The organism is Pseudomonas sp. NPDC008258 (assembly GCF_042956345.1).
GTDB lineage: Bacteria > Pseudomonadota > Gammaproteobacteria > Pseudomonadales > Pseudomonadaceae > Aquipseudomonas.
The window spans coordinates 1-12,342 of sequence record NZ_JBIBGE010000042.1 but is presented as its reverse complement, the minus strand read 5'-3'; the positions used below and the strand labels follow the sequence as shown (position 1 = coordinate 12,342).

Below are 12,342 nucleotides of genomic sequence, written 5' to 3'. Positions count from 1 at the left end.
CGGGCGTGCCCGCGAATGAAGCCAACTCGGCATCAGCTCAAACCCAATTCACCCCAGATCCGCCGCACTTCACGGCGCTCATCGGCAAACTGCGCCGCGTCGATCACCCCGGCCTGCTTCTGCAAGGCCTGGCGGTGCGAAGCCGAGCGGAACGCCTTGTACACTTCACGCAACAGCACCGCGTCGCTGGCCGGCATCAGGCTCGCCTGCTCCAGCTCTTCCAGAATGCGGATGTTATCGGTCCATCGGAGTATGGCCGGGTGCTCGTGGGACCAGGCCAAAGCGGCGTATTGCACCATAAATTCGATATCGACGATACCGCCGGCATCCTGCTTGATATCGAAGGGCACACCGGCCTCGAAAGCGTTGCCCGCAGTGCCGGCAGCCGTGGCCTTGGTACCGAGGTTTTCGCGCATTTTTGCGCGCATTTCACTTACTTCGGTACGCAGTTTTTCCAGATCGCGGGCTTGCCCCAGCACCTTGGCACGCACGCCTTCGAACGCCGTACCGACCTGCTTGCAGCCCACCAGCACGCGGGCCCGCACCAAGGCCTGGTGCTCCCAGGTCCAGGCTTCGTTCTGCTGGTAACGCTCGAAGGCTCCGAGCGAGCTCACCAGCAGGCCGGAAGCGCCGGACGGGCGCAGGCGCATGTCCACGTCATACAGTTGGCCCGAGTTGGTCTGGGTGGTCAGCAGGTGGATGATGCGCTGGCCCAGGCGGGTGAAGAACTGCGCACTGTCGATGGGCTTGGCGCCGTCGGTTTCCTCTTGCGGGTCGCCGTCGTGAATGAATACCAGGTCCAGGTCCGAGCCATGCCCCAGCTCCAGCCCGCCAACCTTGCCGTAACCAATGATGATGAAGCCCGGGTCGCACAGGCTGCCGTCACTGCGCTTGGGCTGGCCGTGGCGAGCCACGGTCTGGCGCCAGGCCAGGGCCAGCACCTGGTCAAGGATCGCCTCGGCCAGCCAGGTCAGGTAGTCACTGACTTTCATCAACGGCAGGTTGCCGCTGATTTCCGATGCAGCCACACGCAGGCTGTGGGCCAGCTTGAAGTGGCGCAGCGCTTCCATCTGCTGCTCCAGGTCGTCTTCAGGGATGCGCGTCAGGCGTTCGCGCAGCTCGCTGGCCAGCTCTGGGGCCAAGGGTGGGCTGAACAAGCGGCCTTCGTTAAGCAGCTCATCGAGCAGCAACGGGTAGAGGGCGATCTGCTCGGCAATCCATGGGCTGGCAGCGCACAAGGTCAGCAGGCGACGCAGGGCACCCGGGTTTTCGGTGAGCAGCACCAGGTAAGCCGAACGCCGCGCCACGGCTTCGACCAGCGGCAGCACACGTTCCAGTACCAGGTCTGGGTTGTCGTGCTCCACCGCCTGGGCCAGCAAGCGCGGAATGAAGGCGTCCAGCCGCTCGCGGCCAATACGCTGCATCGAACGCAGCTGCGGGCTGGAGCGCAGCCCGGCCAGGCGCCGCAAGGCTTCCACAGGTTGCTTGAACCCGGCCTCTTCCAGCTGCCTGCCAGCGGCTTCCTCGTCCTGCGCCTGCTCCCACAGCGGCGACCATTCGCCACCTACCACCAGTTCGCCTTCACCGTCTTCATCATCCGGGTCGGCGATAACCTGGCGGAAGTGCCAGTCGATACGGCCACGCCAGTACGTCAGCTGGTCGTGGAAGCTTTGCCAGTCGGCAAAACCAAGGATGTACGCCACCCGCGCCTTGTCAGTCTCATCTTCGGGCAACATCTGCGTCTGGCGGTCGGCAATGGCCTGGATGGCGTGCTCGGTATAACGCAGGAATTCATAACCCTCGCGCAGCTCGGCCACCACCGCTGGCGGCAGATAACCCTGGCCCTCCAGGGTGGCCAGTACCTTGAGCAGCGGCCGCTGCTGCAAGCTGAGGTCGCGCCCGCCGTGGATCAGCTGGAAGGCCTGGGCAATGAACTCCACCTCACGGATGCCACCGGCGCCCAGCTTGATGTTGTCGGCCATGCCCTTGCGCCGTACCTCCTGCTGGATCAGCTGCTTCATGGTGCGCAGCGCTTCGATGGCGGAAAAGTCCAGGTAACGGCGGTACACGAACGGGCGCAACATCTCCTGCAACTGCGCGCCGGCAGCCTGGTCACCGGCCACCACCCGCGCCTTGATCATGGCGTAGCGTTCCCAGTCGCGGCCCTGGTCCTGGTAGTACTGTTCCAGGGCATTGAAGCTGAGCACCAGCGCCCCGGCCGAACCATAGGGGCGCAGGCGCATGTCGACACGGAACACGAAACCGTCGACGGTGACCGGGTCCAGCGCCTTGATCAACCGCTGGCCCAGGCGGGTGAAGAACTCCTGGTTTTCCAGCGAGCGCTTCACCCCTTCGGTTTCGCCACCCTCAGGGAAGCCGAAGATCAGGTCGATGTCCGACGACAGGTTCAGCTCCACCGCCCCCAGCTTGCCCATGCCCAGCACCACCATGTGCTGTGGCTGGCCGCTGCGGTTGCCGATGGGCGTACCGAACTGCTGGCAATGGCGCGGGTACAGCCATTGGTAGGCTTCGTCGATGGCGGCATCGGCAAGGTCGGACAGGTCGCGGCAGGTTTCACCCAGCTCGGCCTGGCGGGTGATGTCGCGCCAGATGATGCGCAGTTGCTGGCGATTGCGCTCACGGCGCAGGTTGCGCGCCAGCTCGTCGTCGCTTTGCGCCGCCTGGGCAGCCGCAGCGATGTGCCCGCGCAGCTCACCCGGTGCGTAACGGCGCGCCAACTCGCCACTGGCCAGCAAATCGAACAGCATCGCCGGCTCGCGCTGGGCCAGGCCAAGGACAAAGTCGCTGGCGGCGGCAACCTGATCAAACTGCTGCCGGTGGGCCGGGCTCCATGTAGCCAGGTCGAGTTCGGCATGGGCGGCTAGCGCATCACTGAGGAATTGCTGGTTACGAGCGACCAGTGGCTGGAGGATGGCGGGCAGGTCGGGCGGCAAAGGCAGGCGCATGGTCTATCCTTGATCGGCGTGAATTAGAGGGGAAAAAGCGGCCAAGGGGAGACCGGACCACGGTTGGACTGTCGTACAAAAGTTGGAAATAGCTGAAAAAAACGAAAACTTGGCAACAATCATCAAGAACCACCCGTTCGCGACACAATGCCAACCACCATGAACGTTTTTCCTCACAAGCCAAGGTGCGACCAAACGTCGCACAAATGTAGTTTTACTACTACTCGTGTCGTGTAAAAGCATGAAATGCGAAAGCAAATGTAGTAAAACTACACGGCGCCGGATGACACCCCGGTAATCCAAGAATTCACGACGTCTGCCCATAAGGCCAGTCGCAATCTCAGGCAATCGATTCTGGTTGCCTTTCCGCCCTGGAGCAAGCCATGCAAGACCTCGATCCAATCGAAACCCAGGAATGGCTGGATGCCCTGGAGTCGGTCCTCGACAAAGAAGGCGAAGACCGCGCTCATTACCTGATGACCCGTATGGGCGAGCTGGCCACCCGTAGTGGCTCCCAGCTGCCGTATGCGATCACCACGCCATACCGCAACACCATCCCTGTCACCCACGAAGCACGCATGCCTGGCGACCTGTTCATGGAACGCCGCATTCGCTCGATGGTGCGTTGGAACGCCCTGGCCATGGTCATGCGCACCAACCTGAAAGACTCGGACCTGGGCGGACACATCTCCAGCTTCGCCTCCAGCGCCACCCTGTACGACATCGGCTTCAACTACTTCTTCCAGGCCCCGACCGACGAACACGGCGGCGACCTGGTGTTCTTCCAGGGCCACGCTTCGCCAGGCGTCTACGCCCGCGCCTTCATGGAAGGCCGCATCAACGAAGAGCAGATGAACAACTTCCGTCAGGAAGTGGACGGCAACGGCCTGTCTTCGTACCCGCACCCATGGCTGATGCCTGACTTCTGGCAGTTCCCGACCGTATCGATGGGTCTGGGCCCGATCCAGGCCATCTACCAGGCACGCTTCATGAAGTACCTGGAAGCGCGCGGCTTCATCCCGGCCGGCAAACAGAAGGTCTGGTGCTTCATGGGCGACGGCGAGTGCGACGAGCCGGAATCCCTGGGCGCAATCGCCCTGGCCGGCCGCGAGAAGCTGGACAACCTGATCTTCGTCATCAACTGCAACCTGCAGCGCCTCGACGGCCCGGTTCGCGGCAACGGCAAGATCATCCAGGAACTCGAAGGCGTGTTCCGTGGCGGTGGCTGGAACGTCAACAAAGTCGTTTGGGGCCGTTTCTGGGACCCACTGCTGGCCAAGGACACCAACGGTGCCCTGCAGCGCCGCATGGACGAAGTCATCGACGGCGAGTACCAGAACTACAAAGCCAAAGACGGCGCGTACGTTCGTGAAAACTTCTTCAACACCCCAGAGCTCAAGGCCATGGTCGAAGACCTGTCCGACGACGAGATCTGGAAGCTCAACCGTGGCGGCCACGACCCGTACAAGGTCTACGCGGCGTACCACCAGGCTGTTAACCACAAAGAGCAGCCAACCGTTATCCTGGCCAAGACCATCAAGGGTTACGGCACCGGTGCTGGCGAAGCCAAGAACACCGCGCACAACACCAAGAAGGTCGACGTCGACAGCCTGCGTCACTTCCGTGACCGCTTCGACATCCCGGTCAAGGATGCCGACCTTGAGAACCTGCCGTTCTTCAAGCCGGAAGAAGGTTCTGCCGAAGCCAAGTACCTGGCCGAGCGCCGTGCTGCCCTGGGCGGTTTCGTGCCACAGCGCCGCGCCAAGAGCTTCAGCGTGCCGACCCCGCCACTGGAAACGCTGAAAGCGATCCTGGACGGCTCGGGCGACCGCGAAATCTCCACCACCATGGCCTTCGTGCGTATCCTGGCGCAGCTGGTCAAGGACAAGGACATCGGCCAGCGCATCGTCCCGATCATCCCGGACGAAGCCCGTACCTTCGGTATGGAAGGCATGTTCCGCCAGCTGGGCATCTACTCGTCGGTCGGCCAGCTCTACGAGCCAGTCGATAAAGACCAGGTGATGTTCTACCGCGAAGACAAGAAGGGCCAGATCCTCGAGGAAGGCATCAACGAAGCCGGCGCCATGTCGTCGTTCATCGCTGCCGGTACCTCGTACAGCTGCCACAACCAGCCGATGCTGCCGTTCTACATCTTCTACTCGATGTTCGGCTTCCAGCGCATTGGCGACCTGGCCTGGGCCGCTGGCGACAGCCGCACCCGTGGCTTCCTGATCGGCGGTACCGCCGGCCGTACCACCCTGAACGGTGAAGGCCTGCAGCACGAAGACGGTCACAGCCACATGATGGCGGGCACCATCCCGAACTGCCGCACCTACGATCCAACCTACGGCTACGAGCTGGCGGTGATCATCCAGGACGGCATGAAGAAGATGACCGAAGAGCAACAGGACATCTTCTACTACATCACCGTGATGAACGAATCCTACCAGCAGCCAGCCATGCCGGCCGGTGTCGAGGAAGGCATCATCAAGGGTATGTACCTGCTGGAAGAAGACACCCGCGAAGCCGCGCACCACGTTCAGCTGATGGGCTCCGGCACCATCCTGCGCGAAGTCCGCGAAGCCGCGAAGATCCTGCGTGAAGAGTTCAACGTCGGTGCCGACGTGTGGAGCGTCACCAGCTTCAACGAACTGCGCCGCGACGGCCTGGCCGTAGAACGCGCCAACCGCCTGAAGCCTGGCCAGAAGCCACAAGAGACCTACGTCGAGCAGTGCCTGAACGGTCGCAAAGGCCCGGTCATCGCCTCTACCGACTACATGAAGCTGTTCGCCGAACAGATTCGCCAGTGGGTACCGAGCAAAGAGTTCAAGGTCCTGGGTACCGACGGTTACGGTCGCAGCGACAGCCGCAAGAAGCTGCGTCACTTCTTCGAAGTCGACCGCCACTTCGTGGTGCTGGCTGCCCTGGAAGCCCTGGCTGACCGTGGCGAGATCGAACCCAAGGTTGTTGCAGACGCTATCGTCAAGTTCGGTATCGACCCGGACAAGCGCAACCCACTGGACTGCTGAGGAGTATTTTTAAGTGAGCGAACTCATTCGCGTACCTGACATCGGCAGCGGTGAAGGTGAAATCATCGAGCTGTTCGTCAAGGTCGGTGACCGTATCGAGGCTGACCAGAGCCTGCTGACCCTGGAGTCCGACAAGGCCTCCATGGAGATCCCGGCCCCCAAGGCCGGCGTCATCAAGGAACTGAAGGTCAAGCTGGGCGACCGCCTGAAAGAAGGCGACGAGCTGCTGGTCCTGGAAGCCGAGGGCGCCGCTGCTGCGGCCCCTGAGGCCCCGGCCGCTGCAGCTGCGGCCCCGGCTGCTGCCCCGGCGCCTGCTGCCGAAGCCGCCCCTGCGCCAGCCGCAGCCCCGGCTGCCGCCAGCGTGCAGGACATCCACGTGCCGGACATCGGCTCGTCGGGCAAGGCCAAGATCATTGAAGTGCTGGTCAAGGTCGGCGACACCGTCGAAGCCGACCAGTCGCTGATCACCCTGGAATCCGACAAGGCTTCCATGGAGATCCCATCGCCAGCTGCTGGCGTGGTCGAAGAAGTCCTGTGCAAGCTGGAAGACGAAGTCGGCACTGGCGACCTGATCTTCAAGCTGAAGGTCGCTGGCGCAGCCCCGGCTGCCGCTCCGGCCCCTGCCCCGGCGCCAGCCAAGGCTGAGGCGGCTCCGGCCGCTGCACCTGCTGCTGCCGCCCCGGCTGCTGCCCCTGCACCGGCTGCTACCGCACCGGCCGCTGGCAGCAACGCCAAGGTTCATGCAGGCCCAGCCGTTCGTCAGCTGGCTCGTGAATTTGGTGTCGACCTGGGCGCTGTTGCCGCCACCGGTCCGCACGGCCGCATCCTGAAAGAAGACGTGCAGGTTTACGTCAAGGCGATGATGCAGAAGGCCAAGGAAGCCCCGGCAGCCGCCGGCGCAACCGGCGGCGCTGGCATCCCGCCGATTCCGGCTGTGGACTTCAGCAAGTTCGGTGAAGTGGAAGAAGTGGCCCTGACCCGCCTGATGCAGGTCGGTGCTGCCAACCTGCACCGCAGCTGGCTGAACGTGCCGCACGTTACCCAGTTCGACTCTGCCGACATCACCGAGCTGGAAGCTTTCCGCGTTGCGCAGAAGGCCGTGGCCGAAAAAGCCGGCGTGAAACTGACCGTGCTGCCACTGCTGCTCAAGGCCTGCGCCTTCCTGCTCAAGGAACTGCCAGACTTCAACAGCTCGCTGGCGCCAAGCGGCAAAGCCATCATCCGCAAGAAGTACGTGCACATCGGCTTTGCCGTGGACACTCCGGACGGCCTGCTGGTCCCTGTGATCAAGAACGTCGACCAGAAGAGCCTGCTGCAACTGGCTGCCGAAGCCGCTGCACTGGCCGAGAAGGCGCGCACCAAAAAGCTGTCGGCCGACGACATGCAAGGTGCCTGCTTCACCATCTCCAGCCTCGGCCACATTGGCGGCACCGGCTTCACGCCGATCGTCAACGCGCCGGAAGTGGCAATCCTGGGCGTCTCCAAGGCGACCATGCAGCCAGTCTGGGATGGCAAAGCCTTCCAGCCTAAGCTGATGCTGCCACTGTCGCTGTCCTACGATCACCGTGTGATCAACGGCGCAGCCGCCGCGCGCTTCACCAAGCGCCTGGGCGACGTACTGGGCGATATCCGCACCATGCTGCTGTAAGGCAGCCCGCTGCCCCTCCTTGCGAGGGGCAGTACCCTTTTCGAGCTGCCACGCTCGTACCTCAACCCCGTCAATTGGCGGGGCTTTTTTTGCCTGAAAAAGACATACTGGGGCTGCTTTGCAGCCCATCGCAGGCAAGCCAGCTCCTACAGGTATTCCACAACCCTTGAAACCTGTGCCGTACCTGTGGGAGCTGGCTTGCCTGCGATGGGCCGCAAAGCGGCCCCCAAAATCTCCAGCCAAACTACAGATTCCGACCAAACAGCCGATAACCCGCACACAGCATCACACATGGCCGCTTGCCAGCCCTCGGCACATGATGCAACCTTGCCAGACCCGCTGCGGTCATACCCAGCGTTCCCTCTTCAAGCGAGTCTTCGATGAAAAGCCAACCCGATGCCGCCAGCCGTGTGGCGGCCGAGGTCGTCACGCCGTTACCCGTGCCCTCGCGGCTCGGCATGCTGCGTTTCGAAAGGCTTAACGAAGCCACCTGGGCCATGCTCTACCTGGACCCGGCCTGCGAGCGCCAGTTCGGCCTGCACGCCGCCGACCTGTGTGCCCTGGTGGACGCGCCCTACGCCAGCCTGATGGAACCTGAGGCGCGCTACCGGCTGCACGACGACATTCAGCTGCAACTGTCCCAGCGCGGCTACTACCGTGTGCGCTACACCCTGCATACGCCAAGCGCCTCGCTCCGCTTGCTGGAGGCCGGTGAAGCCTACAAGCAGCACAACCGCCAGCTGCTGCGTGGCTACCTGAGCGTGCTCGACGACCAGCAGGAAGACACCGGCGAGCCCGGTGCCACCGACCTGGAGTCGCGCAACAACCGCCTGCAACTGGCCTTGCAGCTGAACCAGCGCGCCCAGCAAGAGCAACTGGAGCACCTGGAGCGCGTGCGCGGCCAGCAAGACCTGATCCTGCGCCTGGCCCGGCAGCGCTACAGCGCGGGGAACTCGCTGCTTGAGGCCGCGCAACTGATTACCCAGAGCGCCTGCGAAATCTACAAGGTCGACAGCGCCAGCATCTGGCACCTGGACGATCAGCGCCTAGAGCCGATCACTGCCTGGTACCGCGACGCGCAGGAGCATCGCCAGCCCGAAGCCATCGATGGCAGCCGTTTCCCCGACTACCTTGAGGCGCTGCATGCCAGCCGTGCCATCGACGCACACAACGCCGGCCACGACCCTCGCACTCGCGCCCTGGCACAAAGCCTGCGCCCGGAAAACAAGGCCATGCTCGATGCCAGTATCCGCGTCGACGGCCAGGTGGTGGGCGTGCTGTGCCTGGAGCAGACCGGCCAGCCGCGGGCCTGGCAGTCGGACGAAATTGCCTTCGCCGGCGAGCTGGCCGACCAGTTTGCCCAGGTGATCACCAACCATAACCGGCGTACCGCGGCCAGCGCCCTGCACCTGTTCCAGCGGGCGGTGGAGCAAAGTGCCAGTGCCTTCCTGCTGGTTAACCGAGATGGCCAGGTGGAGTACGTCAACCCAAGCTTCACTGCCATCACCCAGTACAGCACCGATGAAGTGCAAGGCCGCCACCTGGGCGAGCTGCCCGCGCTGGAAAACCTCAGCGAACTGCTGTTCGACTCGCCGTCCAGCCTGGCCATGGGCAACAGCTGGCAAGGTGAATTCAAGAGCCGGCGCAAGAACCTGGAGCCCTACTGGGGCCAGTTATCGATTTCCAAGGTGTACGGCGACAACCGTGAGCTGACCCATTACATCGGCATCTACGAAGACGTCACCCAGACCAAGCTGGCGCAGCAGCGCATCGAGCGCCTGGCCTACACCGACAACCTGACCAACCTGGGCAACCGCCCGGCGTTCATCCGTAGCCTGGACGAACGCTTTGCCCACGATGGCGAGAACTCGATGTGCCTGCTGCTGGTGGACATCGACAACTTCAAGCGCATCAACGACAGCCTGGGCCACCAGACCGGCGACAAGCTGCTGATCAGCCTGGCCCGGCGCCTGCGCAACAGCCTGCCCACTGGCGGTGTGCTGGCACGCTTTGCCAGTAACGAGTTTGCCGTGCTGCTCGACGCCACTGGCCTGGAAGATGGCCAGCACGTTGCCCAGCAACTGCTGCGCACCCTCGACAAGCCCATGTTCGTCGACAACCAGCTGATCAACGTCACCGCGTCGGTGGGCCTGGCCTATGCGCCGCTGCACGGCGCCGACCCGGCCAGCCTGATGAAAAACGCCGGCCTGGCCCTGCACAAGGCCAAGGCCAACGGCAAGCACCAGGTGCAGGTGTTTACCGAGGTGCTCAATGCCGAGGCCAGCTACAAGCTGTTCGTCGAGAACAACCTGCGCCGCGCCCTGACCCAGAACGAACTGGAAGTGTTCTACCAGCCCAAGATCTGCCTGCGCAGCGGCCGCTTGCTTGGCCTGGAAGCGCTGTTGCGCTGGAACCACCCCGAGCGCGGCATGATCCGCCCGGACCAGTTCATCAGCGTGGCGGAAGAAACCGGCCTGATCATCCCCATCGGCAAATGGGTGGTGCGCCAGTCATGCAGCATGAGCCAGCAACTGCGCGAGGCCGGCTTGGGCAACCTGCACGTGGCCATCAACCTGTCGCCCAAGCAGTTCTCCGACCCGGACCTGGTGGCCTCGATCAGCACCATTCTCAAGGAAGAAGCCCTGCCCCCGCACCTGCTGGAGCTGGAACTGACCGAGGGCCTGCTGCTGGAAGCCAGCGAAGACACGCACCGCCAGCTGGACGAGCTGAAGGCCTTGGGCCTGACCCTGGCCATGGACGACTTCGGCACCGGGTATTCGTCGCTCAGCTACCTGAAGAAGTTTCCGATCGACATCCTCAAGATCGACCGCAGCTTCATCAACGAAATCCCGGATAACCAGGACGACATGGAAATCACCTCGGCGGTGGTGGCCATGGCGCACAACCTCAAGCTGAAGGTAGTGGCTGAAGGGATCGAGACGCCGGAGCAGCTGGCGTTCCTGCGCCGGCACCGCTGCGATGTGGGCCAGGGCTACCTGTTTGACCGGCCTATTCCGGGGCGGGAGCTGGCTGAACGGCTGAAGCGCTATCCGCGTGGACCGGTGGCCTGACCTCGGGCAATATGGAAATCATTCGGGCCCCTTCGCGGGCATGCCCGCTCCCACAGGATCATCACAGGATTTGAATGTTGTGGGATCCCTGTGGGAGCGGGCGTGCCCGCGAATGCCCCACCCCCTATCCAACTGAAAAAACACAGAGGAACGGCCATGGTCCTGCGTTCGGAAATCCTGGTGAACAAAAACGTCATGCCAACCGCGGAGCAGGCCTTGCCTGGCCGCGAAACGCCAATGAGCCTGCCCGAGTTCCACTACGTGTTCGAAGGCACCCCGCTGCTCGGCCCCTTCTTCGAAGGCGCTGTCGACTTCGCCATCTTCGGCCTGGGTTGCTTCTGGGGCGCCGAGCGCCGCTTCTGGCAGCGTGAAGGTGTGGTCAGCACAGTGGTTGGCTACGCCGGCGGCTTCACCCCCAATCCTACCTATGAAGAAGTCTGCTCGGGCCTGACCGGCCATACCGAAGTGGTGCTGGTGGTGTTCGACAAGGACAAGGTCAGCTACCGCGAGCTGCTGACCATGTTCTGGGAACTGCACAACCCGACCCAGGGCATGCGCCAGGGCAACGATGTCGGCACCCAGTACCGCTCGGCCATCTACTGCACCAGCCCGGAACAGCTGGAACAGGCCAAGGCCAGCCGTGACGCCTTCCAGGCCGAACTGAGCAAGGCCGGCTTCGGCGAGATCACCACCGAAATCGACCAGGCGCCGACCGTGTACTTCGCCGAGGCCTACCACCAGCAGTACCTGGCCAAGAACCCGGATGGTTACTGCGGCATTGGCGGCACCGGTGTATGCCTGCCGCCTAGCCTGCAAGGCAACTGAAACATGAGCACGATGACCCTGTTCCATTCGCCATTGTCGCCTTTCGTGCGCAAGGTCATGGTGGTGTTGCACGAAACCGGCCAGCTTGAGCGCGTGCAATTGCAGCCGGTGAATATCAGCCCGGTAAGCGGCGACCCGCAGCTCAACCTGGACAACCCGATCGGCAAGATCCCGGCGCTGCGCCTGGACGACGGCACCGTGCTGCATGACAGCCGGGTGATCTGCGAGTACCTCGACCTGCAACACGTCGGCCTGCCACTGCTGCCCCGCGAGGGCTCGGCGCGCTGGCGGCGCCTGACGCTGGTATCGCAGGCCGATGCGATCATGGATGCGGCGGTGTCGTCGCGGTATGAAAGCTTCCTGCGGCCAGAAGACAAGCGCTGGGAGGGCTGGTTGCAAGCGCAAGGCGACAAGATCCGCCGTAGCCTGGCCAACCTGGAGCAGGAGCACCTGCCCGAGTTGATGTCCGGGTTCGACCTGGCGGCGATTGGCGTGGCGTGTGCGCTGGGGTATCTGGATTTGCGCCAGCCCGGGTTTGGCTGGCGTGAGCACCAGCCTGGGCTGGCAGCCTGGTATGCCGAGGTGGCCAAGCGGCCGTCGATGGTCGCCACATCTCCAGCGGCCTGACAGGGCCTCTTCGCGGGCACGCCCGCTCCCACAGGGACATCACAGTATTCGAAAGCTGTGCAGTACCTGTGGGAGCGGGCATGCCCGCGGTACAAACCGGAGACATCGTTTACATTCCAAACCGGGGACATGGTTTACAGGCTAATACGCATGATCAGGAGGTATCTGATCATGCC

6 protein-coding genes are annotated in these 12,342 nt (G+C 63.2%); 5 read left to right on the top strand and 1 reads right to left on the bottom strand.

All coding sequences use genetic code 11. From position 1 onward, the window contains the following. Window positions 1–32: 32 nt before the first annotated feature. A complete protein-coding gene (glnE, locus tag ACFY9W_RS25665; protein ID WP_391136554.1) occupies window positions 33–2,966 on the bottom strand; it encodes a bifunctional [glutamate--ammonia ligase]-adenylyl-L-tyrosine phosphorylase/[glutamate--ammonia-ligase] adenylyltransferase in 2,934 nt (977 codons plus the stop codon). Window positions 2,967–3,349: 383 nt separating this feature from the next. Between glnE and aceE the strand changes: the two genes are divergently transcribed. The 5 genes from aceE (at window position 3,350) to ACFY9W_RS25640 (ending at window position 12,166) form a co-directional block, all read left to right on the top strand. Beyond that, the gene (gene aceE / locus ACFY9W_RS25660; protein ID WP_391136551.1) at window positions 3,350–5,995 is read left to right on the top strand and encodes a pyruvate dehydrogenase (acetyl-transferring), homodimeric type; all 2,646 of its coding nucleotides are present in this window, start codon (window positions 3,350–3,352) and stop codon (window positions 5,993–5,995) included. Between the two features lie 13 nt (window positions 5,996–6,008). Further along, window positions 6,009–7,643, top strand: a complete 1,635-nt coding sequence (aceF, locus tag ACFY9W_RS25655) for a dihydrolipoyllysine-residue acetyltransferase (RefSeq protein ID WP_391136548.1) — start codon at window positions 6,009–6,011, stop codon at window positions 7,641–7,643. Window positions 7,644–8,023: 380 nt separating this feature from the next. Beyond that, the gene (locus ACFY9W_RS25650) at window positions 8,024–10,714 is read left to right on the top strand and encodes an EAL domain-containing protein (RefSeq protein ID WP_391136545.1); all 2,691 of its coding nucleotides are present in this window, start codon (window positions 8,024–8,026) and stop codon (window positions 10,712–10,714) included. A 156-nt stretch (window positions 10,715–10,870) separates the two neighbouring features. Beyond that, window positions 10,871–11,539, top strand: coding sequence for a peptide-methionine (S)-S-oxide reductase MsrA (gene msrA, locus ACFY9W_RS25645; RefSeq protein WP_391136543.1), 669 nt, complete (start codon window positions 10,871–10,873; stop codon window positions 11,537–11,539). Between the two features lie 3 nt (window positions 11,540–11,542). Beyond that, entirely contained in the window at window positions 11,543–12,166 is a 624-nt protein-coding gene (locus ACFY9W_RS25640; protein ID WP_391136540.1) for a glutathione S-transferase N-terminal domain-containing protein, read from the top strand. Window positions 12,167–12,342: the final 176 nt, after the last annotated feature.